Here is a 25329-nt window from a genome sequence, read left to right as displayed (position 1 = left end):
CGAGACAGGCGGCAATTTTTCTTACTTCTTTTCGCCGCAGACGTAGCTGTTGATTTCGGCGCCCAGCGGGACTTCGACGATCTTGGGGGTATTCCAGGCCATGGGATTCTCCATTGATTAACGGTAACAGAAGGCAGCAGCCTCCCTCTTGCGGTATTTGAGCCCTGTCCAATACCGCTTTCAACCCTTGTGTTCCGCCAGATGAAGGCTAAAAATTCACGTTCCCGTGTGCGAAACGATCCCCTGCACTGCCTGCGTAGCGGGGATGTGCCAAAATCCTTGGTCCTGCCTGCCATATACGCCCATAAGAACGGATCGGTACGGATGCACGGGAATGTTTCAAAACTTCTGCTGATGGACGAACGTGGCCCCGGCCACGACCGGAACATGTTTTACGAGCACCGGGGCAGGGCGGCAATCAGGGCCGTGGGCACCGGAGCGGGAAAAACACGTGACGGTTCGCCCAGGGCGCAGGGTTTCCGAAGCAGTCTCCAGACGTCGGCACGGAACCTGATCCGGCCGTTGGCCCGCGCCCGTACAAGCCAGGATCTGAGTGATGCCGCCCGAGACCGAGCCGACCCCGTCATCCTACGAACAGATACAGCAGCAGCGCGCCATCGAGGTCATGCGTCACAGCCGCATCGACACCCGCACCGCCTGCCTGCTGCTGCTCAGCGTACTGGCTGTTTTCTACACGCTGTATTTCGCATCCGCCATCATCCTGCCCATGATCCTGGCGCTGGTGGTCAACCTGCTGCTCTCGACCCCCATGCGCTTCCTGCACAGCCGGCTGCACCTGCCCAAGCCGCTGGCGGCGCTGTGCCTGATCCTGTGCGTGTTCGGCATTGCCGGGGCGGTGGGCACCGCCATTTCCGTACCCGCCACCGGCTGGCTGGAGCGCGCGCCAGAGGCGCTGAACACCCTGCGTGACAGGCTGGCCTTCCTGCGCGGGCCGTTCCAGCTCCTGACCAGCGCATCGGACCGGATCCGCAATTTCATGACCATCGCGGGCGGTCGCCTTGACCATCCCGCCCCGGCGATGGAGACGACGGGGGAGCATGTCATTGTCGTCGCCTCGCCCGGGGTGGGGGGGCTGGACCGGTTCAGTTCGTCCATCCTGCTGGGCACGCAGGCGTTCATGGGGCAGTTCTTCACCATGATCCTGATGCTGTTCTTCCTGCTCGCGCAGGGGGACAGCCTGCTGCGGCGGTTCGTCGAGATCATGCCCACCTTTGCCGACAAACGCCGCACGGTGCAGATCGCCTACCAGATCGAGCGCAACGTTTCGCTGTACCTGGCCACCATCACCATCATCAACAGCCTGGTCGGGCTGGTGAACATGGCGCAATGCTGGCTGCTGGGCCTACCCAACGCGCTGCTATGGGGCGTGCTGGCGTTCCTGCTCAACTACATCCCCATCATCGGCCCCATGATGGGCATCATCATCTATTTCCTGGTGGGGCTGTTCGTCTATCCATCCGTCTGGCAGGCGCTCCTGCCGCCCGCCATCTACCTGTGCATCCACCTGACGGAAGGCGAGACCATAACCCCCATGGTGCTGGCGCGCCGGTTTACGCTGAACCCGGTGCTGGTCATGGCGTCGCTCATGTTCTGGGACTGGCTGTGGGGTATTTTCGGGGCGTTCCTGTCGGTGCCGCTGCTGGCGGTCTTCAAGATCATCTGCGACCATGTGGAGTTCCTCACCCCCATCGGCCACATTGTCGGCGGCCCGACACGGACCACGCCGCAGAACCCGCTTTTTACGGAAGACGCGGCGCCGGACGCGGATAATGACGACACACTGGGGCCGGACTAACCATTCCCCGCCGCCAGTATGTCGAGTCTACCCACCGAAAGGATGGTGATGGCATAGCCCTTGCCCACGTCGATCATGCCCTGGCTGCGCATCCAGCTCAGCGTACGGCTGACGGTTTCGATGGTCAGGCCAAGGTAATCGGCAATGTCGCCGCGTGTCATGGGCAGGTGAAGACTGCCGCGATGGCCGTTCTGGTCCAGCGGCGTTTCCGCGCGCATCTGGTCAAGCAGGAAGCTCGCCACCCGCTCGCGCGCCGTCTTGCGGCCAAGCAGCAGCATCTGGTTCTGCGCCGCCACCAGTTCATTCGACGCCTCTTCAAGCAGGCGGCGCTCAAGGCGGGGGAAATCATCCAGCAGTTCGGCCATCTTCTCACGCGAGAAGCGGCACGCCCGCACCGTATCGACCGCTTCCGCCCCGAAAGCGTAGCTGTCCGATACCGCCAGCCCCAGGAAATGCCCCGGCGCCGCGAAGCCGGTGATCTGCCGCCGCCCGTCCGGCAGGGCCTTGAACAGCTTGGCGGTGCCGGAGGTCACGTTGAAGAAATCGGTGGCGGGCGCGCCTTCCTCGATAAAGCCACGGCCGGGGGGAATGATGGTTTCCACCGCCGCTTCCGCCAGGCGGGCCATGTCAGCCTGCCCGATCACGTTGCACACACTGGTGGGACGGACGGTACAGGTGGCGCAGAAATCAGCCTGCACACCGGATGACCCGATCACGATACGCCGTGGCCGCGACTCGAACTGACACGAAGGCATATCCGACATAGATTATTCCCAATTACTTTCAGGGGCCTGCGTTCCGGTGGTGAATACCAACGGACAGGCGCGAGCCTCCTGAAAATACAGCAAATCATTCGCAAGCGGAACCGAGTATGTCCGATGGATTGATGTAAATCAATGCGTTGCGCCGCAGATCATTCGGTAAATACAATAAGCATCATAAGAAAAGTTTCTCAACCCACAGGAAACCCCGCCGCGTGCAGGCCGCCCCTTCCCCCCTGGTCAGACGACTGGCTCCCGCGGATGTACCGTTGCTGTATCCCCTTATCCGGCTGTCGTTTCCGCACATTACGATGCGGGAATGGACCCGCATCGGGCGCAGGATGTCGCGCGCGGGCAAACGCGCGCGGGAGGGGATTCTGGTCGCCCATTACGGAGAAGCGCGGCCCCCCTGCGCCATGGCGACCTTCCGGCGTGGATTCGACCTGTATTCGGGCGATACGCTGAGCGCCGATTACATCATCGCCCTGTCCTACGCCCACAAGCAGCAGATCATCGACGCGCTGATTCCCGCCATGGAAACACTGGCGCGGGAAATGGGGTGCCGGGCAATACGCACCTTTTCCTACAGTAACCCCGTGGCAAACAAGGACAACACAGTCCTGAAACTGTGTTCATCAAGCCACATTACCGAAAGAACAGTCCGGATAGAGCGCAATAAGGAAATAGATCGGCCTCTGTGATTGATTCACATCAAAGCCGAATGTTAGGTGGGCGTGATTTCTGCACAGATCACATCACTTCGAATATTCTTAACATTCTCACCTCACTAACCCGTGAGAGAAAAAATTAAGGTCTGCCCATGATGAAGAACATTCGCAACATCGCCCTGTCGGCCGCTTTCGGCGCCGCGGCGCTGACACCGGTCGCGGTCCAGGCGCAGACCGCAGCACCCACCACCTATGTCAACGCGCCGCTGGCCGCGCCGGTTGCACCCGCGCAGCCCAAGGGCCGCTGCGGCATTTTCCAGACCTGCGCCAGCACCAAGATCGGTCTGGGCAAGGGTGACTTCATGATCCGCCTGTCCGCCGTGGGCGTGCTGCCGGAAGATCGTGACAGCAAGGTCTGGGTAAATAACCAGGCGATGGCCAACACCCGCGTCAAGACGACCAACCAGGTCATGCCGGAACTGACGTTCGAATACTTCCTGACCGACAACATCTCCCTTGACCTGATCGCCACCAGCACCCGCCATGAAGTCGCGGCCGAAGGCGGCGCGCTGCAAGGCCTGACCGGACATGGCAAGACCGACGCGGGCAGCGCATGGGTTCTGCCGCCCACGGTCACCGTCGCGTGGCATTTCCGTCCGCACAAGCGCCTGAACCCGTATGTGGGCGTTGGCGGCACCTTCATGTGGTTCCACAACATGAGCGGCAGCGGCGCGCTTGGCCTGAACAAGCTGAACTCCGGCTTCACGGGTGGCCCGTCCATCAACGCCGGTGTGGATTACCAGCTCGTGGGCAACTGGTTCTTCAACTTCGACGTGAAGCAGATGTTCGTGCGCATGCACGCCTGGGCTGAAAACGACAGCGAAAGCCTGAAGGTGAAGGCCCACGACTCGCTCGACCCGACCGTCGTGTCCGCTGGTATCGCCTACCGGTTCTAATGGCATGAACGCGGCAGACAGCACCCTGCTTTCGCGCTACGGTGGCAATCTGCCGCGTTACACCAGCTATCCCACCGCCGCACAGTTTTCCGATGCGGTGGGACCGGCGGAAAGTCAGCAATGGCTCTCCGCTCTGCCGGCGTCACAGCCGGTTTCCCTTTATCTGCACGTTCCCTTCTGCGACATTCTGTGCCGGTTCTGCGGGTGCAATACCGCCGTGCTGCGCGATACGGATGCACGCGCGGCCTATGCCGCCCTGCTGCATGAGGAACTGCGCCGGGTCGTGGCCCTGATCGGTCCCGGCCGCCGTGTCACCCATCTGCAATGGGGCGGCGGCACGCCCACCACGCTTCCCGCCAGCGCGATGCGCCGCGTCATGCAGGCCATACGCCAGGATTTCGTGATCGCCCCGGATGCAGAAATCAGCATCGAGGTCGATCCCCGCCACCTTCCGCCCGAATATCCCGCCCTGCTGCATGAACTCGGCTTCAACCGCGCCAGCATGGGCGTGCAGGATCTGGATGCGAACGTGCAGAAGGCCTGCGGCCGGATCCAGAGCTGGGAGCAGACGCGCGCCTGTCTCGACGCGCTGCGCGCGGCCGGGGTGGACTCCATCAATATCGACCTGATCTACGGCCTGCCCCGGCAGGATACGGACAGCGTCACCCGCACGGCGCGTGCGGTGGCGAGCCTGCGCCCCGACCGGCTGGCCGTGTTCGGCTATGCCCATGTGCCGTGGAAGCAGAAGCGCCAGAACCTGATGCCGGTGGGCGAACTGCCCGGCCCGCAGGCGCGGATTGCGCAGCGCGCCGCGATCGACACCGTGCTGCGCGACGAAGGCTTCCTGCCCGTGGGGCTGGATCACTATGTCAGCCCGCATGACAGCATGGCGCGCGCCATGGAGTCGGGCACGCTGCACCGCAATTTCCAGGGCTACACCACGGACAGCGCCCCGGCCCTGATCGGTATTGGCGCGTCCGCCATTTCCTCCCTACCCGACGGCATGACGCAGAACGCCACGACATCCGCCGCCTATGCCCGGCTCATGGCGGAAATGACGGACAGGCTGCCGGTCATGCGGGGGGTGCCCCTGCTGGCCGATGACCATGTGCGCGCCGCCATCATCAAGCAGCTCATGTGCACGATGCAGGTGGACGTGGACCAGATCATTACGGAGTACCACCTGCCCGCGGGCAGTTTCGGCCCGGAACTGTCCCGTCTGGTGCCCATGGTGCAGGACGGGCTGGTGGACATGACCGCCCGGCATGTGCAGGTTACTGAAAAAGGGCGCGCTTTCGTGCGCCATGTCGCATCGGTGTTTGACCGCTACCTGTCCCCGCAGAGCAGCACACGCCATGCGAGCGCCCTGTAACCCGTCTCTTCCCCCATTCCGGCCATGGCGCGGTCACCGCGCCGGACCCGGCAGATAAAACATCCGGCCATGCAACCCAACCACGTCATTGCTGCCCTGACCGCCAGCCCTGTCCTGCCATGGCCCTTTCCCCACTGGCAGATGCACGACGTACTGCCCGCATCGGTGGCCTCGGCGCTGGTGACGTGGATGCCGGACGCGCGCTTCCTTGGGGGGGAGAGCGGGGGACAGCGGGCCGGGCGCAACGGACGCCGGCTGTTCATTACCCCCGCACTCCGCGCGGCCAATCCGGCGCTGGACGATCTGGCCCGCCTGTTCGATGACGGGCGGACACGCGCGACATTCACCTCCTGTTGCGACGCGGACCTTGAAAACGCGGCCCTGCGTCTTGAACTCTGCCTTGATACGGATGGGTTCTGGCTTGAACCCCATACCGATATCGGGGCCAAGCGGCTGACGCTTCTGGTCTCGCTTTCCATGGGCGCGGAAGCGGCCGACTGGGGCACGGATATCATGACGGCGGAAGGCGCGCCGGTGGCGCGGGCCTCGGGGCTGTTCAATTCCGGGCTGCTGTTCATTCCATCGGACCGGTCATGGCACGGTTTCCTGCCGCGCCCGCTGACGGGGGTGCGCCGCACGCTGATCGTCAACTACGTCGGCCCCGAATGGCTGGCGACGGATGAACTGGCCCGCCCCGCCCCCAACGCCTGAGTCCCCCCGCCCCGCGCGCCGTTTGGCCCCGGAATGCGCAACAGGACTTTATTCCGGAACCAAACGGCTCTAGGAAGCAGTACGGTTGAGGTGAAATCCCATTCATCCCATGTCATCCCGGTCATGACGCAAGAGGACAACAGAGGTATGAGCGAGACCCAGCGCGAGACTATGGAATTCGATGTCGTGATCGTTGGTGGCGGTCCATCGGGCCTTGCGGCGGCCATCCGGCTGCGGCAACTGGCGCCGGACGCCAGCGTCTGCCTGATCGAGAAGGGCAGCGAGATCGGCGCGCATATCCTGTCGGGCGCCGTAATCGAACCCCGCGCGCTCCAGGAACTCCTGCCGCACTGGCGTGAGGAAGGCGCCCCGCTGGACACCCCCGTGACAGAGGAGCAGGCGCTCTACCTGACACGCACCGGCAGCCTTGAAGTCCCCTTCCTTGAGCGCGTGATGCCGCATATGCGCAACCACGGCAACTTCATCGTAAGCCTTGGGGATCTGTGCCGCTGGCTTGCCGGCCGGGCCGAGGAACTTGGCGTTGAAATCTATCCCGGTTTCGCGGGGGCCGAGGTGCTGGTTGACGATAGTGGCCGCGTCACCGGCGTTGCGACGGGCGACATGGGCATCGGGCGCGATGGCCAGCCAACCGGAAATTACGCCCCCGGCATGGAACTGCGCGCGAAATATACCCTGTTCGCGGAAGGTTGCCGGGGTTCGCTGACCAAGCAGGTCACGGCGATGTATGACCTGCGCAAGGGCGTCGATCCGCAGACCTATGGCCTCGGGATCAAGGAACTGTGGGAAATCCCCAAGGAAATGCATCGCCCCGGGCTGGTGCAGCACAGCTTCGGCTGGCCGCTGGATGACCGGACCTATGGCGGGGCATGGATGTACCATTTCGGGGAAAACCTCGTCTCCTACGGGTTCGTGGTCGGGCTGGACTATCCCAACACATGGCTTTCCCCGTTTGACGAGATGCAGCGCGCGAAGCTGCATCCCGCCTTCCGCCCCTATTTCGAGAATGGCCGCCGCGTCGCCTATGGCGCGCGCGCGCTGTCGGAAGGGGGGATCCAGTCCATCCCGCGCCTGACATTCCCCGGCGGGGCGCTGATTGGCGATACGGCGGGCTTCCTGAACGTGCCCAAGATCAAGGGCACCCATACCGCCATGAAATCGGGCATGCTGGCGGCCGAGGCCGTGGCGGAGGCCCTGGCCACGAACCGTGTGGAACCAGGTTCCTACACGCGGCGCATCCGGGATTCATGGCTGTGGCAGGAACTGCGCGCGGTGCGCAACATCCGTCCGGCCTTCGCCAGGTTCGGCATGAAGGCGGGGGCGCTGTATTCCGGCATCGACGCCATGCTGCTGCGCGGGCGGGCGCCGTGGACCCTGCATACGCGCCATGGCGATAACGAGACGCTGGAAGCGGCCTCCATCTCGCCCAAGATCAGCTACCCAAAACCCGATGGCAAGATCACGTTTGATCGCCTCTCCTCCGTGTTCCTGTCCGCCACCAACCATGAGGAAGACCAGCCGGTCCACCTGAAGGTACGCAATACCTCGCTGTGGAAAACGGTGAACTGGGATGTCTTCCGCTCGCCCGAAAGCCGTTACTGCCCGGCCGGTGTCTATGAAGTGGCGGATGAAGCCACGGATCCGCGCCTGCAGATCAACGCGCAGAACTGCGTGCACTGCAAGACATGCGACATCAAGGACCCGGCCCAGAACATTGACTGGACCACACCGGAGGGGGCGGGCGGCCCGAACTATCCCGGCGGGATGTAATCTGGCGGCAGGTACGGTATGTAGCTGCCACACAGATTGCCCTTATCCGAATACAGACAGGCAAATATGCAATGAAGGTTCTTGTACCCGTTAAGCGCGTGCTTGATTACAACATCAAGGCACGCGTAAAGGCCGATGGTTCCGGCGTTGAAACCGCTGGCTTCAAGATGTCCATCAATCCGTTTGACGAAATCGCGGTTGAGGAAGCCGTGCGCCTGAAGGAAAAAGGCGTGGTGACGGAAATCGTCGCGGTCTCGATCGGGGAAGCCAAGGCGCAGGACACGCTGCGCACGGCCCTGGCGATGGGTGCCGACCGCGCCATCCTGGTGGAAACCGATACGGTCACGGAACCGCTGGCCGTAGCCAAGGTGCTCAAGGTACTGGTGGAAAAGGAAAAGCCGGATCTGGTCATTCTGGGCAAGCAGGCCATTGATGATGACATGAACGCCACCGGCCAGATGCTGGCCGGACTGCTGGGCCGCCCGCAGGCGACATTCGCCTCCAGGGTGGAAGCCGCGGATGGCGAAGTGACCGTCACGCGTGAGATCGATGGCGGGCTGCAGACCGTGAAGCTGGCGCTGCCCGCCATCATCACGGCCGACCTGCGCCTGAACGAACCGCGCTATGCCTCGCTGCCCAACATCATGAAGGCGCGCAAAAAGCCGCTGGAAAAAATCACGCCCGCCGATCTGGGCGTGGACATGACGCCGCGCCTGAGCGTGATTTCGGTTGCCGAACCGCCGGAACGCAAGGCGGGCATCAAGCTCGACTCGGCGGCTGAACTGGTTTCGCGTCTGCGCAACGAAGCAAAGGTGATCTGATCATGACCGTACTTGTTTATCTGGATCATGATGCTGGCGTGATCCGGCAGGCGTCCCGTTCGGCCATTGCGGCGGCGACGAAGCTGGGTGACATCGATGTGCTGGTCACCGGGGCCGATGCGGCGGCGGCGGCCAGGGCGGCGGCGGCCATCCCGGGCGTGAAGAAGGTGCTTCAGGTCACCGATGACACCGGCAATAGCGAACTGGCCGAACCCATGGCGGCCCTGCTGGCGGATCTGGCGGGAAACTATACGCATATCCTCGCCGCGTCGTCGGCCACGGCCAAGAACGTGCTGCCGCGCGCGGCGGCACTGCTGGACGTGCAGCCGATCCCGGACATCATCGCCGTCAATGATGCCGATACCTTCGTCCGCCCCATCTACGCGGGCAGCGCGCTGGCCACGGTGAAATCCGCTGACACGAAAAAAGTGATCACGGTCCGCGCTTCCGCCTTCGACCCGGTTCCGGCCGAAGGGGGCAGCGCCGTGATCGAGGACGTCGCCCTGCCCGCCGGTCCGGGTGGTTCGACCTTCATTTCCACCGAACTGTCCCAGTCCGAACGCCCGGAACTGGAATCCGCGCGCGTGGTGGTGTCGGGTGGACGCGGCATGCAGAACGAGGAGAATTTCAAGCTCCTCAACCCGCTGGCCGACCGGCTTGGCGCCGCCATTGGCGCATCGCGCGCGGCGGTGGATGCCGGTTTCGTTCCCAACGAATACCAGGTGGGCCAGACCGGCAAGATCGTGGCGCCGGAGCTTTATATCGCCCTTGGCATTTCCGGTGCGATCCAGCATCTGGCCGGGATGAAGGACAGCCGGGTGATCGTCGCGGTGAACAAGGACCCCGAGGCACCAATCTTCCAGGTGGCCGATTATGGCATCGTGGGGGATCTGTTCACGGTCCTGCCGCAGCTTGAGGCCGAACTGGACAAGGCTGGCTGAACCGGAACGGTTTCCACACTGTAAATAAAGGGGCGCGGGTGTTTATCCCGCGCCCTTTTTTTATGGCTTCCTATTCGTCTTCCAGCACCGCGTGGGCGCGGGCTACCACCGTGTCATATTCCTGCTGGGTCAGATCGCCCCGGTGCAGCATTTCACTGGCCCGGGCGAGTGCATCGCGCGCATGGGTCGCATCGGGTATGGGATAGCGCCGCCCCGGCAGGGCAAAGGCTGAATCGGGCAATGCATCACGTTCGGCCGCAGTCAGTCTGGACATCGGTCATTCTCCCTCAACAAAACGATTCCCGCCATGAAAAGGCGGGGGAAAGCAGAGGGTAGAGAAAACCCGGCGGCGCCAGATACGTAAAAGAGGGATGGCACCCCAGTCTATTCGCCATGAAAAAACAGGGCCCCCCTGCGGGGACCCTGCCAGTGAAACGCCGGTGCGGTAGCATCGCGTTCTATCCGGATTTTTTACCGGATTTTCTTGGTATTTATGGAAGCCTGCAGGCTCCGTATGCGCCTGTATGCCATCCTTATCTTTAAAGGTCAACAATAAATATAAATAAAAAATATGCTTTTACTTTTTTGCACTGCACAATTCTTATGTTTATTTTGCAGCGCACAATGTGCTGGCAGTATATACAGAACAGCCTGCCATTTTTCTGCCATATCCTAAAAAACGGGGTATATAAGGCCCTTGTGCCGCCTTTCATTGCCCCCCATCATGCAGGTTCAGATCATCTGACCGACAGCAGACTGGACACCCGAATGGGGGGAAATCCCGTAAAACGACCGCATGCCGCATTCTGCACGGGCCGTATCATCCGTCACGTTGTCGTTATGGCGGGCACGGGGGCCATTGGCCTCATGGCGGTCTTTATCGTCGATCTGCTGAACCTGTTCTACATCTCATGGCTGGGTGACCCGGCACAGACGGCGGCCATCGGGTTCGCCGGGGTCATAAGCTATGTGCAGATTGCCGTATCCATCGGCCTGTCCATCGGGATCGGGGCCATCACCGGCAGGCTGATCGGCGCGGGCCGGATCGAACAGGCCCGGCGGGTCGCGTCCTCCTTCGGTGTGGTCATGCTGGGGGCGTGCTTTCTGATCGGCCTGGCCACGGCATGGCTGGCGGCACCGCTACTGGCCCTGCTGGGGGCGAAGGGGGAGGCCGCGCGGCAGGCGACCACTTTTCTGGAAATCGTCTCGCCCGGCCTGCCGCTGATCGCGGTGGGCATGGGGTGTTCGGGCCTGCTGCGCGCCATCGGGGCGGCGCGGATCTCCATGAATGTCACGCTGATGGGGGCGGTGATCTCGGCCCTGATCGACCCGCTGCTGATCCTGGTCATGGGGCTCGGCCTGAAGGGGGCCGCGATCAGCACCATCCTTTCACGCCTGATCGTGGCGCTGATCGGTTTTCGCTGCGTGCTGAAGCACGGCCTGTTCGGCTGGCCCGTGCGGACCCATGTGCTATCGGATACGAGGCTGGTGGGGCAGGTGGCCATGCCCGCCATCCTGACAAACCTGGCAACGCCCGTGGGTGGGGTGTTCGTGACCCATGCCATGGCTGGTTTCGGGCTGGCGGCGGTTGCGGGGCAGGCCACCATCGACCGGATCGTGCCGGTGGCCTTCGCGTTCGTCTTTGCCCTGACGGGATCGGTCGGGCCGATCATGTCGCAGAATCTGGGGGCAGGAAAGCTGGACCGGGTGCGGCAGACGCTGGTGGCCTCGCTGTGGCTGGTTGCCGCCTGTGTCGCCATAACATGGGCCATCCTGTTCCTGACGCAGGATATTGTCGTGCGGGTTTTCTCGGCGCAGGGCACGGCGGCGATGCTGATCCACCTGTTCTGTAACTGGACCATTGCGGGTTACGTCTTTATCGGCATGCTGTTCGTGGCCAATTCGGCCTTCAACAACCTTGGCTTCCCCCTCTACTCCACCCTGTTCAACTGGGGGCGGGCGACGCTGGGCACCATTCCGTTCGTGTGGATGGGCATGCGCTTCGGGCCGGCGGGCGTGCAGGTGGGGCAGGTTCTGGGCAGCGTGCTGTTTGGATCCTGCGCGGTCATGACCGCCTTTAGCGTGGTCCGGCGGCTACACCCCGGTGACAGGGCGACCGAGCCGGCCATGCCGGTCATTCCCCCACCGCAAAGTGGCGAGGCCGGAATGATCGAACTGGACGAACTCGACCACTCAACCTGATGCGGCCTGCCTGTCGTGTTGCACAATGGCCGCCACCACCGGGCCTATACTGTCGCGCCAGTGCGGCAGTTCAAGTGCAAAGACCTGCCGCAACCGTGAACAGTCAAGCCGGGCATCCACGGGCCGCGCGGCGGGTGTGGGCCAGTCGGCGGTGGTAATGGGCATGACGGGGTGCGTAAGGCCCGCATGCTTCAGCGCCACGCAGGCCAGTTCATGCCATGTGCAGCTTCCGCTGCCAGCGGCATGGAACACACCGCGATAATGCGGCTGCCAGCCCGTATGTAATATCCGCGCGGCGATGCCCAGCAGGACATCGGCCAGATCCCCCGCACTGGTCGGGTTGCCGGACTGATCGGCCACGACCCGGAGTCGCGGGTGGCTGCGGGCGGCCGTCAGCATGGTGCGGATGAAATTTCGCCCCGTCGGGCCGTACACCCACGCCGTACGCAGTATCATGGCCTGCGCGCAGGCGCCCAGCACCGCCGTTTCCCCCTCCGCCTTGGTGCGGCCATAGACACATTGCGGGCTGACCGGATCCGCCTCGGTATAGGGCTGGCCCTTCATGCCGCTGAATACATAATCCGTCGAGACATGCAGCACCGGCACCGCCTGCCCCGCGCATAGCCATGCCAGCAGGGCCGGGCCTTCCACATTGGCCTGCCGGGCCAGGTCGGGCTGGTCCTCCGCCGCGTCCACGGCGGTCCATGCGGCGGCGTTGATGACCAGATCGGGCCGGATGTCCTGCATGATCCGGACGACGGTATCGGGCCTGCCGAAATCGAATTCCGGCCGTCCCACCACCCTGACCGCCGCGCCACCCCGCCGGTGCAGGGCGGTGGCGAGCTGACCGGACCCGCCGGTGACCAGAATACGGAAATCCGTAAGGAAAGGGGGGGAAGGGAAGGCCGACGTCATGGCCACTGAAACCAGTCGATCACGCTGGAAAAGGCAGGGGCCTGTTCATCCCGGGGGGAAAGGATGGCCTGGCGGTCGCTTACCGGCCATTCGATACCCAGCGTTTCATCATTCCAGCGCACGACCCGTTCACAGGCCCGGTCCCACAGGCCGGTGCATTTGTACTGCACCTCCGTATTTTCGCGTAATGTGCAAAAACCGTGCAGGAAGCCCGGAGGGATCCATAACTGGCTGCCATTTTCAGCACTCAGGGTCGCCGCGACCCACTGGCCGAAAGTGGGGGAGCCGGTGCGCACGTCAACCGCCACATCCCATATCGCCCCCTGGCTGCACCGCACCAGCTTGCCCTGCGGGCAGGGCGGGACCTGGCAGTGCAGACCGCGCACAACGCCGCGATGGCGGGAAAGGCTATGATTATCCTGCACGAAGGGCGTGGTGATCCCGACCTTGGCCCAGAGGGCGGCGTTATATGTTTCACTGAAAAAACCGCGACAGTCGTCAAACCGGGGAGGGGTCAGCAGCAGCACCCCTTCAAGTGGCAGGGACTCCATCTTCACGGTCACTGTCCTTTCCCGCGACCGTGGGAAAAATGGACAGGCCATGCGCTCCTTATGGCGTTCATTCCCATGCAGGCACCATGCGGGGGCGTGAATGCGAAGCAGGTTAAAACCCGCATCGGGATCCGCCCATCTGTCGCGCCCGGCATGGAAATGGCAGCGCGTGTTCTTCGTTTCATCATCCTGAAAACAGTTTAACGCGATGGACGTTACCAACTGATTAAGACAGGACCGCGCCGCCTTTTTTCAAAAAGGCGGTGTTTATGGGAGCCTTTTGAAAAAGACTTCACCAGAAACTTCTGTATGATTTACAGGATTTTTTGTGGGGGTACCAGATGCGGAATCTGGTGGAGCCAAGGGGAGTCGAACCCCTGACCTCCTGAATGCCATTCAGGCGCTCTCCCAACTGAGCTATGGCCCCACTGTTCCAACCGGCTGACCATCCAGATGGTCCACCGTGGTTCGGTTCGCGGGGTATAACCATAACTCCGGACCAATGCAACCCCCGGCAAACCGATTTATTGCAAGATGATATGCCGCGCCCGGAGTGCCTCGAGCAGCGGAAGGAGCGGCAGGCCCAGAATCGCGGCGTAATCGCCCTCGATACGGGAAAAAAGCTGGATACCCGGCCCTTCCAGCCGGTAGCAGCCCACGCAGGACAGGATTTCATCGCCCTCCGCCGCCAGATAGCCTTCCATGAAGGAATCGCTGAAGGCGCGCATGTGCAGCACCGGGCGTGCGACATGCCGCCATATCTCGCATCCCTCATGCACAAGCACCACCGCCGTATGCAGCGTGTGGGAGCGCCCCCGCAGGGCACGCAGATGATCGCGCGCCTGCGCCACGGTTTCGGGCTTGTCGAACCATCTCCCCTGACAGGACAGCATCTGGTCCGCCCCGATCACGACCGCGCCCGGGCTTCCCCCAATCGCGCGCGCCTTGGCCCGGGCAAGTTCGAGCGCGGTCTGGTCCGCGTCCAGCCCACGGGCCCTGCCATGGTGGCGGATGGCGTGTTCATCCACATCCGCGGCCTGACATGTCACCCGCAACCCCGCCGATTCCAGCAGGCTTCTGCGCGCGGCGGAGCGGCTTGCGAGTACTATCGGCGGCGACTCCGCCTGTAACGGTGGGGCCTTTAGTACTAAATTCGAGTCGTCCGGCATCGCCTTCTCCGTACTGCGGAAGTGAAACATGAAATTCAGCCCGCGAGAGTACTGGGGTACATGGGGACAGTACTCGAAACAATTCGCCGCCGTACCGAGTACCGTGGACAACGGGTACACCTCCGTTCGCGGTGGGTTGTACACAGGCTTATGTCGGTACAATCTGGATAACTTCCCACAGCCACGGGAATCCTTGGAGTCGGAAACTGTACACTCTGTGGGAAAAGTGGGGTACATTTTCGGAAGTGCGGGTACCCCGTCATCCACAGCACTTAAAGCACATCAAAAATTTTCTTTCTCTTTTCTTTTATTGATTTGAAGGGAGCGCGCGCGTCGTGCTTGCCCGCTATCCGCCGGGCGGAAAGTACGAGATAGTCCGGCCACAATGAAACAGAACGACGGATCAATGACAGAAACACGCAAACCCCTGCTCGCCACCCTGTTGGGAGAGGCGACATGGCCCCCTCCGGTATGGCTGATGCGGCAGGCGGGGCGGTTCCTGCCGGAATTCCGGGCCTTGCGTGAAAAAGCGGATTTCCTCACCCGCTGCATGACACCGGATATGGCGGTGGACATCACGCTTCAGCCCATCCGGCGTTTTGGCATGGATGGCGCGATCCTGTTTTCCGATATCCTGATCCTGCCCTGGGCTATGGGCCAGTCGCTGGAGTTCGTGCCGGGCAGGGGCCCGGTGCTGGAGCCGGTGCGCTCGATGGCGGATCTGGCGCGGCTTGACCCCGGCCGGGTGGCGCAGGCCGTCCAGCCGGTCATGGAAACGCTGAAGCGGCTGCGCGCCATTGTGGATGGCCCCGAGCCGATCGGTCCCGCCCGGCCCGGACAGGTCACGCTGATCGGCTTCGCGGGCGCGCCGTTCACGGTGGCGTGCTACATGGTCGAAGGCCATGGTTCACGCGAGTTCGAGGAAACCCGCACGCGCGCCTACACGGACCCCGAATTCTTCAACCACCTGATCGACCTGCTGACCACATCGACGGCGGAGATGCTGTGCGCCCAGATCGAGGCCGGGGCCGAGGCGGTGATGCTGTTCGATAGCTGGTCGGGCCTGCTGCCGCCCTCGCAGTTCCGCCAGCATGTCATTGAACCGGCGCGCCGGATTACGGAAATCATCAACAGCCGCCATCCGGGCGTGCCGGTCATCGGTTTTCCGCGCCTGGGCGGGATCATGGCGATCGAATATGGCCAAAGGACCGGCGTGAACGCACTGGCGCTCGATACCGGGGCGGACATGAAGGCGCTGGCGGAAAAACTGCCCGGAACGCTGGTGCTTCAGGGCAATCTCGACCCCATCCGCGTCCTTGCCGGGGGGGAGGGGATGCGACAGGAAGCACGCGCCATCCGCGACGCCATGAAGGGACGCCCCCACGTGTTCAATCTGGGCCATGGCGTCATTCCCGCCACGCCGCCCGAGCATGTGGGCGATCTCATCAAGACCATCCGGACGGTGTGAGCCATGGTACCTGCCGCCCTGCGCCCCGACGGGACGCTCAAGCTCGTCATCTTTGATTGCGATGGTGTCCTGATCGACAGCGAGGGGCCGTCATGCCGGATGATCGCCCGCTCGATACGCGAATATGGCCGCGAGATCAGCGATGACGAAGCGGTCCGCCGCTTCGCGGGGCATGCGCTGACGGCGCTGAAGCATGAGATCGAACAGGCGGAGGGGATCAGCCTGCCCGGTGACTGGCCCGCGCGGATGCAGCGCAACCTTGTCACCCTCATGCGCAATGAGGCCGAAACCATTGACGGCGCGCCCGCCATGCTGCGCGGCGTGGCGGAACTGGGCCTGCCCTACCGTATCGGATCCAATTCCTCGTCCATGGAAATGGAGGCGAAATTCACCCGCACCGGCCTGGATGCGCTGATTGTTCCCGCATGCATCCATTCCGCGCGGGACATGGGCTGCCCCAAGCCGGACCCGGCGGTCTATCTGGCCGCGGCGCGGGCACAGGATGTGCCGCCCGATGCCTGCATCGTGCTGGAAGATACCGAAACCGGCGCCCGCGCCGCGCAGGCGGCGGGCATGGGCTGCGTGCTGCTTCGCCCGGCGCGCCTGCCCGCCCCCTCGTGGCCCGGGCTGCTGCGTATCGCGCATCTGGATGAATTCGTGCCGCTGCTCCGCCGTATCCTGAGCAGTCAGGATGGCGCGGGAGACAGGGCGTAATGACCGCGCTGGTCCCCTTCATGCTGTGGCTGAAGGCGTTTCACATCATATCGCTCATCGCATGGATGGCGGGCGTGTTCTATCTGCCACGGCTGTTTGTCTATCACTGCCAGGTGGAAGCGGGATCAGCGGAATCCGAACGGTTCAAGGTCATGGAATACAGGCTGCTGCGCTTCATCATGCTGCCGGCCATGATCAGCACCTTCATCTTCGGTGGGGCGCTGGCGACCATTCCGGGGCTGGTGGACTGGCATGCCGGGTGGTGGTTCACCAAGCTGGCGGCGGTGGGTGCGCTGGCGGGGTTTCAGGGCGCATGCGCGCGCTGGCGGCGGGATTTCGCCCATGACCGCAATACGCACACCGAACGGTTCTATCGCATGGCGAACGAGGTGCCGACCGTTCTCATGATGGTCATCGTCATCATGGTGGTTGTCCGCCCGTTCTGAAAACGGGCGGACGGAGCCGTTATGCTCAGAGCAGGGACTGGCCCTGCTTCAGCACCGCGTTGCACACCTTGGTGGTGACCTTGTGCTTGAGGTTGCCGCTCAGCGTGGCGAGCGAGAAGGTGTTGCCGTTCCCGGTGTCCAGGATACCCTTCTGGCCGTTTGTGTACTGGCTTCCCGTGGTGTCGAACCCGGCCTTCTGCTTCAGCGATGAAAGCAGCGTCGAGGGGGTGTTGCCCTGAAGGTAGTTGTTTTCCACGCAGTAGCCCAGCAGCCCCGTCACGTTGGAGGGCGCGAGCGAGGAGACGGAGGGGATGTTGAGCCCGCTGCCCGCAAGCAGCCCCGCCGCCCCGCCACCCAGGCCACCCGATGAGCCGCCGGTCAGCCCACCCAGACCCTGCGCATGCGCGGGCGCGCCCGAAAGGGCCGCCGCCACGGGCAGGGCGGCGAGAAGGGTCAGGAAACGGTTGGATTTTTTCATGTAAAACAACTCCCGGAATTCGGTCTGAAGGAAGAAGCGGCCCGTGACAGGGGCGTGGGATCAGGCGATCCCGACCATGAGCATGCCATAGATCCGGCCCATGAGCGGCATCAGCACATACTGGATGAGCAGAAGCAGCACGAGCGGGCTGAGGTCGATATTGGCGACATTGGGCAGCACGTTACGGATCGGGCGCAGCAGGGGCTCGGTCATGCGGTAGAGGAAATTCGATATCTTCCAGACAATCTGGTTGCGCGGATCCAGAATGCCAAAGCCGATGAGAAAGCTGAACAGACAGGCCAGCAGCACAACCCATGTATAAAGCTGGATGAGTTCAAACAGCAGCTGAAAGATGATGGAAATCAACGGGCCAACTTTCGTAGATGACGGGAAAGGGAATTTAGTGTCCGCAGGCCCCGCATACAACCGCTATGAATGGGGCATGTCAGGTGGAAAACAGGTGGCAGGCTGGAAAATGGGCCTTGACTTGCCCGGTGGGGCGGGTATTTATCGCGCAGGATGTGGGGCTGTAGCTCAGATGGGAGAGCGCCTCGTTCGCAATGAGGAGGTCAGGGGTTCGATTCCCCTCAGCTCCACCACGATCCTGCATCTCCAGTAAAAAACCGAATCGTCAATATATGGTTTCCGGCAAACGGGATCCGGGCTGTCGGGCAGCCGTTTTCCCCCCTCCGTCGGGAATCCATGCTGGTCATGGCCGTGCGGGCTATATGATTTCGGTTTCCTGCTCCGCCATCGCGACCAGCCGGATTTCGGCAAGCTGGCCGGGATTGTCGAAATGATCGACCAGGCGCAGGGTCGTTGCCGGGCAGGTTCGGCCGAACAGGTCATTGAGCAACGGGAAACAGGTGCTGAATCCCTCGGTCTCGGACAGGACGAACACGATGCGCGTCACGTTTTGCGCCGTCAGGCCATGAAGCGCGAGCTGCGCCATCCCGTCCGCCAGCGCCTGGCGGATCTGGCTGAACACATCTGGCCCGAACGTCCCCGTTGCGGCATCGACACCGGTCAGGTGGCGGATTTCTATTTCTGGCGGAGAGCGAAACAGCATATTTTCTTGCATTTGCACCAGAATCACAAAATGGTCATCTTTTGTCCATAGAAATTTTTCTTTCGCCGGAACGACCGCTTTCGGATAAGTCTTAAATTCATGAACGATCCGGTCCAGATCCATGCTTCCTGCGCGGCGCGGCGCGAGCAGGGGATTCTGCTGGTCGGGCCATCGGGCGCGGGCAAGTCGGATCTGCTGCTGCGCCTTGTCGATGCGGGATATGATCTCGTGGCGGATGACCGGGTCCGCCTGCATGATGGCTGGGCCAGCGCCCCGCCGCCGCTGGCCGGGCTGCTGGAAGTGCGCGGGATCGGAATCGTGCGCATGGGCTGGCGTGAACGGGTGCGTATTGCCGCTGTTGCAAGGCTGGTGACCCCGCGGGACTATGCTGCGCGCCTGCCGCGCGGGCCGCGATGTGATAAGGTGACGGGCAGGCCGGAATTCCTGCTTGATCCCGCGCTGCCTTCCGCCGTGGCCCGGGTCGGGCTGGTGCTGGATTGCGTGGCCGGGCATAGGCAGTTGCTGGATGAGAGGCAGATGTGATGCTGCCGTCACTTTTCATTATTGCCCTTTCGGGGAACAATAGGATCAGGAAAAGGTCTCGATCACGTCATGATACAGCGATCTGTCATACGGCATATGGCTGACGGAAGTCAGGTTCTGCGTGACTGATACCATGCACGAAGACACCCCCCTTCCCCGTCGCATCCTGCTGGTGACCGGCCTGTCCGGGGCGGGAAAATCCTCGATTCTCCGTATTCTGGAGGATCTGGGCCATGAGGTGATCGACAATCCGCCGCTTGGCATGCTGGACGAAATCGTGGCCCGCGCCGAACGGCCCGTGGCGGTGGGGGTGGATTCGCGCACGCGCGGTTTCGACGCCTCCGCCGTGCTGGCCGCGCTGGCCCGGCTGCGCGCCAATCCCGGCCTCAGCGCGGAACTGATCTACGCCACGGCGGAGGAAAGCGTGCTGCTCAGCCGTTACACCGCCACCCGCAGGCGCCACCCGCAGGCCGCGCATGGCACCGTGAAGGAAGGGATCGAATCCGAAATCAGCCTGACATCCCCCCTGCGTGAGGCGGCGGATGTGGTGATCGACACTTCCGACCTGCCGCCGCCCGAACTGCGCCAGCTTGTCGAGGCCCGGTTCGGGGAATGGTCGGCCGGTGGGCTGGACGGGCTGACGGTCGCCCTCATGTCCTTCGCCTTTCCCGCCGGTCTCCCGCGGGAGGCGGATATGGTGTTCGACGCCCGTTTCCTGACCAATCCCTATTATGAACCCACGCTGTCCGCCATGACCGGGCTGGATGCGGCGGTTGCCGAATATGTGGAAAAAGACCCCGATTATCAGGAATTCCTTGACCGGATCGTGGGAATTCTGGAACTCGTGCTGCCGCGTTTCGTGCGGGAGGGGAAGAAATACGCGACCATCGCGCTGGGCTGTTCAGGGGGGCGACACCGTTCCGTCACCCTGGTGGAGGCGCTGGCGCGCAGGCTTGCGCAACGGGTGGGAAACGCCCATCCCCATGAATCATGGCCGGTCGTGGTCATGCATCGAGAACTTGCCCGTCAGGGGCGCAGCAGCTGGCGCTGGGCCAATCGCCCGCGTGGACTGTCGGAAACAACGGAGCGGACAGTCCCCAAATGATCGGCCTTGTGTTCGTGATGCATGGTATTCTGGGCGAGACCCTGAAGGGGGAGCTCGAACACGTGGTCGGCCCGCAGGCGCAGGCGACCGTGTTCAATGTCACCCCCGCCGCCGTGCCGGGAAGCTGCCGGTGCGCGCTGCTTGAAGCCATCGAGTCGGTGGACAGTGGCGAAGGCGTCATCCTGCTGACTGACATGTTCGGCAGCACGCCGTCGAATGTGGCGCTGTCCGCCCTGAAGAATGACCGGGTGGAAGTGCTGGCGGGCGTGAACATGCCCATGCTGGTCAAGCTTGCGCAGATGCGCGGCCATGCCAGCATGCAGGACTGCCTGACCGGGGCGGAAGCGGCGGGCAGGCGCTACATATCGGTCGCCTCGCACCTGCCGCCCGCCTGTCTGTCCGGCACAGGTGACTGTCTGGGCGGGGCCGACAGCATCGCGGGGCATGGGGACTAACCCATGGCGCGGGACCAGGATATGGCCCACACGGCGGATGTGGGCATTGTCAACCAGCGCGGACTGCATGCGCGCGCCGCCGCAAAATTCGTGACGGTGGCGGAAAAATTCGATGCGTCCGTCGAGGTCATCCATGCGGACATGACGGTCTGCGGTCATTCCATCATGGGGCTCATGATGCTGGGGGCGGGCCGGGGCGAGACGATCCGCATCGCCACGCAGGGCCCGCAGGCGGCGCAGGCGCTCACGGCCCTGGTAAAGCTGGTCGGGGCCGGGTTTGATGAAGACGACTGAACGCTCCCCCGCGCGCCGGGTCCGTGCGGGAGAGGTCAGGCTGGAAGGGCAGCCGGTCTCCCCCGGTGTGGCGATCGGCTACGCCGCGATCGCGCATGAACCCGTGGCCCCGGCGGTGGACATCGCGCGCCGCGACTGCGACCCCGCGCATGAACGCACCCGGCTGCACGACGCGGTCAGCCGTTCGGTGGCCCAACTTGTGCGGCTGCATGACCGCCTTTCCCTGCTGCCCGAAGATGGGCAGGTGGAAATCGGGTCGCTGCTGGAAGTCTATCGGCGCATGCTTGGCCCCTCACGCCTGCGCCGTGGGATCGAGGTGCGGCTGGACCAGGGCATGGTGGCCGAAGCCGCCGTGATGCAGGAAACCGAGGCGCTGGCCGGGTTCATGCTCGCCCCCCCCGGCAGGCCCGCCCCGGAAGGGGAGGACGCGGTGGCCGCCCGCCGCCGCGCGGGCGAATTCCGTGAAATCGGGCGCAGGCTGATCCGGAACCTCAGCGGCACGCCCTACCGTTCCTTTTCCGCCCTGCCCGACGGGGCCATTCTGGTGGCCGAGCAGATCCGCCCCGCCGATGCCGCCCTGATCGACCCCTCACGCATCGCCGCCGTCGTGACGGAGGAAGGCGGCAGTACCGGCCACACCGCCATCCTGCTGCGCGCGCTGGGGGTTCCCGCCGTTCTGGCGGCGCATGGGCTTCTGGCGCAACTGGGGCGGCGCACCCGGCTGGTGGTGAATGGCACGACCGGGCAGATCATCATCCGCCCCTCCACCCGCACGGCGGCGGCGGCAAGGGTGGAGGTCGCGGCCTATGCGCGTGAACGCCAGACACTGGGCCGCCTGCGCCGCCTGCCCGCGCGGCTTTCCAGCGGGGAGGTGCTGACCCTTCAGGCCAATCTGGAAATTCCGGCCGAGCTGCCCATGATCGCGCAGTCCGGTGCGGCGGGGATCGGGCTGTTACGCAGCGAATTCCTGTTCATGAACGCTGAAACCGTGCCCGATGAAGTCCAGCAGGAAGCGGTTTACCAGCCCATGATCACCGCCATGGCGGGGGATCCGGTGACGATTCGCGTGGTGGACTGGGGCAGCGAGAAAAACAGCGATGCCCTGGCGCGCGCGGGCATTGGCGATGGCGGAGACATCAATCCGGCGCTGGGCATACGCGGCATCAGGCTGCTGCTCCAGCACCGCGCGATTCTGGAAACACAGTTCGCCGCCATCCTGCGCGCCGCCCGCGCGGGGCCGGTGCGGGTCATGCTGCCGCTCGTCTCCTCGGTGGGGGAACTGCGCATCGCGCGTGAGATTTATGCCCGCGTCGGGCGCAGGCTGCGGCGCAAGGGGGTGGAAATACCCGATCCGTTGCCGCCCCTTGGTGTCATGATCGAAACCCCGGCCGCCGCCCTTATGGCCGATGTCATGGCGCAGGAGGCGGATTTCTTCGCCATCGGGACCAATGACCTGACCATGTACACCCTTGCGGCGGATCGGGCGGCAACGGATGTGGCCGCCCTGTACGACCCGTTTCATCCCGCCGTGCTGCAACTGGTGCGCATGACGGCGGATGCCGCGCTGCGCCAGCGCAGGCCGGTCTCCATCTGTGGGGAAATGGCGTCCGACCCCCAGGCGGTGCCCCTGCTGGTGGGGCTTGGGCTGCGGTCCTTTTCCATGCATGCCTCCGCCGTGCCGCGCGTCAAGCGCGCGATCAGGGCCGTCTCGATGGATGACTGCCGCCGCATGGCCAGCCGCGCGCTGGAAGCCGTGGACGGGCAGGAGGTCAGCGCCATGCTCGCCACATACGCGGCCACTATGCGCCCCGCCACGGATGAATAGGCACCAGGTGCTCTGGCCCCTGCCATGGCGGGATGTGGATGCTGTTCTGGCCGCGTGGGGGCATCTGCCATGGCTGGCCTGCCTGGATAGCGGGGGCGAGGTGGGCGCACGGGCGCGGTGGGTGATCGTCTGCCGTGACCCCCTTCATGTGATCGTGCAGCAGGCGGGCCGGTGCCTGCTGGATGGACGGCCCGACAGCCGGGATCTTGCCGTGCTGCTGCGCCAGTGCCTGCCCGCGGGGGGCACATGCCCGCCACAGGTGCCCTTTGCCGGGGGGGCGGTCGGGTTCATCGGCTATGGCGCGGGCCAGCGGATGGAAGCCATCGGTACGCGGCATATGGCGGAAGCGGGCGAGCCGGAGGCGGCGTTCGGCCTGTATGACCATGCCTTCGTTCTGGACCGCGCAACGGGTGCGGCATGGCTGGCCACATCCGGTCCCGCCCGCATGACAGCGGACCGCGCGGCGGCCCTGATCGCGCGATGGGAAGCGATTTCCCCGCCATCTCCCGCGCCTGTCCTGCCATGCGTGCGTTTTGTGGCGGATCAGGATGGCGCGACCTACCGGCGGCGCGTGGCGCAGGCGGTGGAGCGGATCGCGGCGGGCGAGGTGTTTCAGGTCAACATCACCGGCCGCATGCGCGCGGCGCGGCCCGCCGGGCTTGCGCCGGTTGATATCTATCGTACCCTGCGTGCGGCCTCTCCCGCGCCCTTCGGGGCGTTTCTGTCGGGTAATGGGGAATGGGCCCTTCTCGGCGCTTCGCCCGAGCGGTTTGTCTCCCTTGCGGCCCATGGCGCGATCAGCACCCGGCCCATCAAGGGCACGGCCCCGCGCGGCGCAACCCCCGCCGAGGATGCGCACCTGGCCCACGCTCTGCGCCATGACGCCAAGGAACAGGCGGAAAACCTGATGATCGTGGATCTCATGCGCAATGACATCGGGCGCGTGGCGACTTTGGGCAGCGTCGCGGTATCCGAACTGTTCGGTGTCGAGCGGTTTGCCCATGTGCATCATCTGGTGTCGGAAGTGACGGGGCAACTGCGCGAAGGGTGTGACGCGCCCGACCTGCTGCGCGCCACGCTGCCGCCCGGCTCCGTGACCGGCGCGCCAAAACATCGCGCCATGCAGATTATCGATGAACTGGAAGCCTCCCCCCGTGGGGCCTATTGCGGTGTCGTGGCCTGGATCGGGTGCGATGGCGCGATGGACAGTTCGGTCATCATCCGCACGCTGGTCATGACGCGGCACCACATCATCGCCGCCGCCGGGGGGGGCATCACCTTCGATTCCGACCCGATGCGCGAATATCGTGAAATGCAGTTGAAAATAACCGCCCTTCTGGCGATTTTCGGGAACCCGCCGGAGGGCGCGGGCGCATGACCGTAATGGCGCCATTGCCGGTCTGGCTGAACGGCCGTCTGCTGCCCGCGGGGCAGGCGCGTATCGACCCGGCGGATCGTGGCTTCCTGTTGGGCGATGGCCTGTTCGAGACCATGCGTGTCTCGAGCGGGCATGTCATGCATTTCGACCGTCATATGCGCAGGCTTGCGGAAGGTGCCACGATCCTCATGCTTCCCGTGCCGGATCGCGCACGGCTCGCGGCGGCGGTGGATGAAATGCTGGCGGCCTGCGCGCTGGGGGCCGGTTCACTCCGGCTGACCTGCACGCGGGGGCCAGGGCCGCGCGGGCTGCTGCCCCCGGCCGAGATCGCCCCGACCGTTCTGGTCACGGCATCGGCCACGATCGCGCCGCAGGGGCCGGTCCGGCTGGTCACATCCCCGTACCGCCGTGATGAGGATAGCGTGCTTTCGCGCGTGAAAAGCCTGAATTACCTGCCTTCCATCCTTGCCCGGATGGATGCCGGCCGCCATGGCGCGGATGATGCCGTGCTGCTCAATCGCGGTGGATACGTGGCCGAGACCAGCGCCAGCACGCTGGTCGCCTGCATAGACGGGCAGCCTGTCACGCCGCCGGTTTCCGATGGTGCGCTGCCCGGAACCGCCCGTGGCGTGCTTGTGGATGCGGGATTGCTGCATATACGGCGCATGACGCCGGACATGCTGCGCGGGGCGGAGGCCCTCTTTACCCTCAACAGCCTGTGCGCGCGTGAAGTCGCGATGCTCGATGGCCACGAAATCCCGCGCAGGCCGGACCTGCTGGCGACCCTGCGGGCCTGCGTTCACCCCTGATTTCCGCCGTGCAGGGGCCTGCCATGGCATTTCGCTTATTGCCCAGCGCAACACGGTTGGACTAATCCACCCGC

Annotated in this window: 28 protein-coding genes and 2 tRNA genes; 20 read left to right on the top strand and 10 right to left on the bottom strand. The window is 64.0% G+C overall.

The window, feature by feature from the left end; all coding sequences use genetic code 11:
* Positions 1 to 21 precede the first annotated feature (21 nt).
* Positions 22 to 102: a pyrroloquinoline quinone precursor peptide PqqA gene (pqqA, locus tag LDL28_RS09425; RefSeq protein WP_010508617.1), complete on the bottom strand. Its 81-nt coding sequence runs from the start codon at positions 100 to 102 to the stop codon at positions 22 to 24.
* A gap of 454 nt (positions 103 to 556) precedes the next feature.
* Between pqqA and LDL28_RS09420 the strand changes: the two genes are divergently transcribed.
* Positions 557 to 1816, top strand: a complete 1260-nt coding sequence (locus LDL28_RS09420; RefSeq protein WP_233058311.1) for an AI-2E family transporter — start codon at positions 557 to 559, stop codon at positions 1814 to 1816.
* Here LDL28_RS09420 and LDL28_RS09415 read toward each other — a convergent pair.
* On the bottom strand, positions 1813 to 2580 hold the full coding sequence (locus LDL28_RS09415; RefSeq protein WP_233058310.1) for a Crp/Fnr family transcriptional regulator: 768 nt from the start codon (positions 2578 to 2580) through the stop codon (positions 1813 to 1815). The genes LDL28_RS09420 and LDL28_RS09415 overlap by 4 nt on opposite strands.
* 266 nt (positions 2581 to 2846) lie before the next feature.
* Here LDL28_RS09415 and LDL28_RS09410 point away from each other — a divergent pair, with 266 nt between their 5' ends.
* The 7 genes from LDL28_RS09410 to LDL28_RS09380 all read left to right on the top strand — a co-directional run bounded on the left by LDL28_RS09410 (position 2847) and on the right by LDL28_RS09380 (position 9834).
* Complete coding sequence (locus LDL28_RS09410; RefSeq protein ID WP_233058309.1) at positions 2847 to 3278, top strand: hypothetical protein; 432 nt, start codon at positions 2847 to 2849, stop codon at positions 3276 to 3278.
* Positions 3279 to 3400: 122 nt separating this feature from the next.
* Complete coding sequence (locus LDL28_RS09405) at positions 3401 to 4201, top strand: OmpW family protein (RefSeq protein WP_233059252.1); 801 nt, start codon at positions 3401 to 3403, stop codon at positions 4199 to 4201.
* A 4-nt stretch (positions 4202 to 4205) separates the two neighbouring features.
* Positions 4206 to 5573 (top strand): oxygen-independent coproporphyrinogen III oxidase, encoded by a 1368-nt coding sequence (gene hemN, locus LDL28_RS09400; protein WP_233058308.1) that lies wholly within the window; start codon positions 4206 to 4208, stop codon positions 5571 to 5573.
* Positions 5574 to 5642: 69 nt separating this feature from the next.
* Positions 5643 to 6284 (top strand): 2OG-Fe(II) oxygenase, encoded by a 642-nt coding sequence (locus LDL28_RS09395; RefSeq protein ID WP_233058307.1) that lies wholly within the window; start codon positions 5643 to 5645, stop codon positions 6282 to 6284.
* 147 nt (positions 6285 to 6431) lie between these two features.
* The gene (locus LDL28_RS09390) at positions 6432 to 8072 is read left to right on the top strand and encodes an electron transfer flavoprotein-ubiquinone oxidoreductase (RefSeq protein WP_233058306.1); all 1641 of its coding nucleotides are present in this window, start codon (positions 6432 to 6434) and stop codon (positions 8070 to 8072) included.
* A gap of 71 nt (positions 8073 to 8143) precedes the next feature.
* On the top strand, positions 8144 to 8893 hold the full coding sequence (locus LDL28_RS09385; RefSeq protein WP_233058305.1) for an electron transfer flavoprotein subunit beta/FixA family protein: 750 nt from the start codon (positions 8144 to 8146) through the stop codon (positions 8891 to 8893).
* Positions 8894 to 8895: 2 nt separating this feature from the next.
* A complete protein-coding gene (locus LDL28_RS09380; RefSeq protein WP_233058304.1) occupies positions 8896 to 9834 on the top strand; it encodes an electron transfer flavoprotein subunit alpha/FixB family protein in 939 nt (312 codons plus the stop codon).
* Between the two features lie 70 nt (positions 9835 to 9904).
* Here LDL28_RS09380 and LDL28_RS09375 read toward each other — a convergent pair whose 3' ends face one another.
* Positions 9905 to 10108, bottom strand: coding sequence for a hypothetical protein (locus tag LDL28_RS09375; RefSeq protein ID WP_233058303.1), 204 nt, complete (start codon positions 10106 to 10108; stop codon positions 9905 to 9907).
* A 494-nt stretch (positions 10109 to 10602) separates the two neighbouring features.
* On the opposite strand from LDL28_RS09375, the gene LDL28_RS09370 reads away from it, so the two are divergent.
* Entirely contained in the window at positions 10603 to 12036 is a 1434-nt protein-coding gene (locus LDL28_RS09370) for an MATE family efflux transporter (RefSeq protein WP_233058302.1), read from the top strand.
* On the opposite strand, the gene rfbD is transcribed toward LDL28_RS09370, so the two are convergent.
* The 4 genes from rfbD to LDL28_RS09350 all read right to left on the bottom strand — a co-directional run bounded on the left by rfbD (position 12028) and on the right by LDL28_RS09350 (position 14671).
* Positions 12028 to 12951, bottom strand: coding sequence for a dTDP-4-dehydrorhamnose reductase (rfbD, locus tag LDL28_RS09365; RefSeq protein WP_233058301.1), 924 nt, complete (start codon positions 12949 to 12951; stop codon positions 12028 to 12030). The two genes, LDL28_RS09370 and rfbD, sit on opposite strands and share 9 nt — an antisense overlap.
* A complete protein-coding gene (gene rfbC / locus LDL28_RS09360) occupies positions 12948 to 13508 on the bottom strand; it encodes a dTDP-4-dehydrorhamnose 3,5-epimerase (protein WP_233058300.1) in 561 nt (186 codons plus the stop codon). The genes rfbD and rfbC overlap by 4 nt, the downstream gene beginning before the upstream one ends.
* 345 nt (positions 13509 to 13853) lie before the next feature.
* Positions 13854 to 13929: transfer RNA gene (locus LDL28_RS09355), tRNA-Ala, on the bottom strand.
* 97 nt (positions 13930 to 14026) lie between these two features.
* Positions 14027 to 14671: a nucleoside triphosphate pyrophosphatase gene (locus LDL28_RS09350; protein ID WP_233058299.1), complete on the bottom strand. Its 645-nt coding sequence runs from the start codon at positions 14669 to 14671 to the stop codon at positions 14027 to 14029.
* A 406-nt stretch (positions 14672 to 15077) separates the two neighbouring features.
* Between LDL28_RS09350 and hemE the strand changes: the two genes are divergently transcribed.
* Genes hemE through hemJ form a run of 3 tightly spaced genes read left to right on the top strand, consistent with a single transcriptional unit; the run spans position 15078 to position 17299 of the window.
* Positions 15078 to 16139 carry a uroporphyrinogen decarboxylase gene (gene hemE / locus LDL28_RS09345; protein WP_233058298.1) on the top strand — a complete coding sequence of 354 codons (1062 nt, stop codon included), beginning with the start codon at positions 15078 to 15080 and terminating at the stop codon, positions 16137 to 16139.
* A gap of 3 nt (positions 16140 to 16142) precedes the next feature.
* The gene (locus tag LDL28_RS09340) at positions 16143 to 16853 is read left to right on the top strand and encodes an HAD family phosphatase (RefSeq protein WP_233058297.1); all 711 of its coding nucleotides are present in this window, start codon (positions 16143 to 16145) and stop codon (positions 16851 to 16853) included.
* Positions 16853 to 17299, top strand: a complete 447-nt coding sequence (gene hemJ / locus LDL28_RS09335; protein WP_233058296.1) for a protoporphyrinogen oxidase HemJ — start codon at positions 16853 to 16855, stop codon at positions 17297 to 17299. The genes LDL28_RS09340 and hemJ overlap by 1 nt, the downstream gene beginning before the upstream one ends.
* 25 nt (positions 17300 to 17324) lie before the next feature.
* Here the strand turns inward: hemJ and LDL28_RS09330 are convergent, their stop codons facing one another.
* Together LDL28_RS09330 and LDL28_RS09325 are read right to left on the bottom strand one after the other, a co-directional pair.
* Positions 17325 to 17777, bottom strand: coding sequence for a YjjA family protein (locus LDL28_RS09330; RefSeq protein WP_233058295.1), 453 nt, complete (start codon positions 17775 to 17777; stop codon positions 17325 to 17327).
* Positions 17778 to 17837: 60 nt separating this feature from the next.
* Positions 17838 to 18143, bottom strand: coding sequence for a YggT family protein (locus LDL28_RS09325; protein ID WP_233058294.1), 306 nt, complete (start codon positions 18141 to 18143; stop codon positions 17838 to 17840).
* A 157-nt stretch (positions 18144 to 18300) separates the two neighbouring features.
* On the opposite strand from LDL28_RS09325, the gene LDL28_RS09320 reads away from it, so the two are divergent.
* Positions 18301 to 18376: transfer RNA gene (locus tag LDL28_RS09320), tRNA-Ala, on the top strand.
* A gap of 125 nt (positions 18377 to 18501) precedes the next feature.
* Here the strand turns inward: LDL28_RS09320 and LDL28_RS09315 are convergent.
* A complete protein-coding gene (locus tag LDL28_RS09315) occupies positions 18502 to 18969 on the bottom strand; it encodes a RidA family protein (protein ID WP_233058293.1) in 468 nt (155 codons plus the stop codon).
* On the opposite strand from LDL28_RS09315, the gene LDL28_RS09310 reads away from it, so the two are divergent.
* The 7 genes from LDL28_RS09310 (at position 18946) to LDL28_RS09280 (ending at position 25255) form a co-directional block, all read left to right on the top strand.
* The gene (locus LDL28_RS09310; protein WP_233058292.1) at positions 18946 to 19389 is read left to right on the top strand and encodes an HPr kinase/phosphorylase; all 444 of its coding nucleotides are present in this window, start codon (positions 18946 to 18948) and stop codon (positions 19387 to 19389) included. The genes LDL28_RS09315 and LDL28_RS09310 overlap by 24 nt on opposite strands.
* A gap of 133 nt (positions 19390 to 19522) precedes the next feature.
* Positions 19523 to 20494: an RNase adapter RapZ gene (gene rapZ, locus LDL28_RS09305; protein WP_233059251.1), complete on the top strand. Its 972-nt coding sequence runs from the start codon at positions 19523 to 19525 to the stop codon at positions 20492 to 20494.
* Entirely contained in the window at positions 20491 to 20949 is a 459-nt protein-coding gene (locus tag LDL28_RS09300; RefSeq protein ID WP_233058291.1) for a PTS sugar transporter subunit IIA, read from the top strand. Before rapZ ends, LDL28_RS09300 begins: the two co-directional genes overlap by 4 nt.
* Before the next feature lie 3 nt (positions 20950 to 20952).
* Positions 20953 to 21243, top strand: coding sequence for an HPr family phosphocarrier protein (locus LDL28_RS09295; RefSeq protein WP_233058290.1), 291 nt, complete (start codon positions 20953 to 20955; stop codon positions 21241 to 21243).
* Positions 21230 to 23068, top strand: coding sequence for a phosphoenolpyruvate--protein phosphotransferase (ptsP, locus tag LDL28_RS09290; RefSeq protein WP_233058289.1), 1839 nt, complete (start codon positions 21230 to 21232; stop codon positions 23066 to 23068). Before LDL28_RS09295 ends, ptsP begins: the two co-directional genes overlap by 14 nt.
* 7 nt (positions 23069 to 23075) lie before the next feature.
* Positions 23076 to 24446 carry an aminodeoxychorismate synthase component I gene (gene pabB / locus LDL28_RS09285; RefSeq protein ID WP_233058288.1) on the top strand — a complete coding sequence of 457 codons (1371 nt, stop codon included), beginning with the start codon at positions 23076 to 23078 and terminating at the stop codon, positions 24444 to 24446.
* A complete protein-coding gene (locus LDL28_RS09280) occupies positions 24443 to 25255 on the top strand; it encodes an aminotransferase class IV (protein WP_233058287.1) in 813 nt (270 codons plus the stop codon). The genes pabB and LDL28_RS09280 overlap by 4 nt, the downstream gene beginning before the upstream one ends.
* The last annotated feature ends 74 nt before the right edge of the window (positions 25256 to 25329 follow it).

Source organism: Komagataeibacter sp. FNDCR2 (assembly GCF_021295395.1).
Taxonomy (GTDB): domain Bacteria; phylum Pseudomonadota; class Alphaproteobacteria; order Acetobacterales; family Acetobacteraceae; genus Komagataeibacter.
Note: the sequence above shows the minus strand (reverse complement) of the source record. Positions and strands in the feature narration are given on the sequence as shown.

Excerpts from the sequence above, each read along its gene's own strand:
- pqqA (WP_010508617.1), bottom strand. The coding sequence starts at position 102 with ATGGCCTGGAATACCCCCAAGATCGTCGAAGTCCCGCTGGGCGCCGAA.
- LDL28_RS09420 (WP_233058311.1), top strand. The coding sequence starts at position 557 with ATGCCGCCCGAGACCGAGCCGACCCCGTCATCCTACGAACAGATACAG.
- LDL28_RS09415 (WP_233058310.1), bottom strand. The coding sequence starts at position 2,580 with ATGTCGGATATGCCTTCGTGTCAGTTCGAGTCGCGGCCACGGCGTATC.
- LDL28_RS09405 (WP_233059252.1), top strand. The coding sequence starts at position 3,401 with ATGAAGAACATTCGCAACATCGCCCTGTCGGCCGCTTTCGGCGCCGCG.
- hemN (WP_233058308.1), top strand. The coding sequence starts at position 4,206 with ATGAACGCGGCAGACAGCACCCTGCTTTCGCGCTACGGTGGCAATCTG.
- LDL28_RS09395 (WP_233058307.1), top strand. The coding sequence starts at position 5,643 with ATGCAACCCAACCACGTCATTGCTGCCCTGACCGCCAGCCCTGTCCTG.
- LDL28_RS09390 (WP_233058306.1), top strand. The coding sequence starts at position 6,432 with ATGAGCGAGACCCAGCGCGAGACTATGGAATTCGATGTCGTGATCGTT.
- LDL28_RS09385 (WP_233058305.1), top strand. The coding sequence starts at position 8,144 with ATGAAGGTTCTTGTACCCGTTAAGCGCGTGCTTGATTACAACATCAAG.
- LDL28_RS09380 (WP_233058304.1), top strand. The coding sequence starts at position 8,896 with ATGACCGTACTTGTTTATCTGGATCATGATGCTGGCGTGATCCGGCAG.
- LDL28_RS09375 (WP_233058303.1), bottom strand. The coding sequence starts at position 10,108 with ATGTCCAGACTGACTGCGGCCGAACGTGATGCATTGCCCGATTCAGCC.
- LDL28_RS09370 (WP_233058302.1), top strand. The coding sequence starts at position 10,603 with ATGGGGGGAAATCCCGTAAAACGACCGCATGCCGCATTCTGCACGGGC.
- rfbD (WP_233058301.1), bottom strand. The coding sequence starts at position 12,951 with ATGACGTCGGCCTTCCCTTCCCCCCCTTTCCTTACGGATTTCCGTATT.
- LDL28_RS09350 (WP_233058299.1), bottom strand. The coding sequence starts at position 14,671 with ATGCCGGACGACTCGAATTTAGTACTAAAGGCCCCACCGTTACAGGCG.
- hemE (WP_233058298.1), top strand. The coding sequence starts at position 15,078 with ATGACAGAAACACGCAAACCCCTGCTCGCCACCCTGTTGGGAGAGGCG.
- LDL28_RS09340 (WP_233058297.1), top strand. The coding sequence starts at position 16,143 with ATGGTACCTGCCGCCCTGCGCCCCGACGGGACGCTCAAGCTCGTCATC.
- hemJ (WP_233058296.1), top strand. The coding sequence starts at position 16,853 with ATGACCGCGCTGGTCCCCTTCATGCTGTGGCTGAAGGCGTTTCACATC.
- LDL28_RS09330 (WP_233058295.1), bottom strand. The coding sequence starts at position 17,777 with ATGAAAAAATCCAACCGTTTCCTGACCCTTCTCGCCGCCCTGCCCGTG.
- LDL28_RS09310 (WP_233058292.1), top strand. The coding sequence starts at position 18,946 with ATGAACGATCCGGTCCAGATCCATGCTTCCTGCGCGGCGCGGCGCGAG.
- LDL28_RS09315 (WP_233058293.1), bottom strand. The coding sequence starts at position 18,969 with ATGGATCTGGACCGGATCGTTCATGAATTTAAGACTTATCCGAAAGCG.
- rapZ (WP_233059251.1), top strand. The coding sequence starts at position 19,523 with ATGCACGAAGACACCCCCCTTCCCCGTCGCATCCTGCTGGTGACCGGC.
- LDL28_RS09300 (WP_233058291.1), top strand. The coding sequence starts at position 20,491 with ATGATCGGCCTTGTGTTCGTGATGCATGGTATTCTGGGCGAGACCCTG.
- LDL28_RS09295 (WP_233058290.1), top strand. The coding sequence starts at position 20,953 with ATGGCGCGGGACCAGGATATGGCCCACACGGCGGATGTGGGCATTGTC.
- ptsP (WP_233058289.1), top strand. The coding sequence starts at position 21,230 with ATGAAGACGACTGAACGCTCCCCCGCGCGCCGGGTCCGTGCGGGAGAG.
- LDL28_RS09280 (WP_233058287.1), top strand. The coding sequence starts at position 24,443 with ATGACCGTAATGGCGCCATTGCCGGTCTGGCTGAACGGCCGTCTGCTG.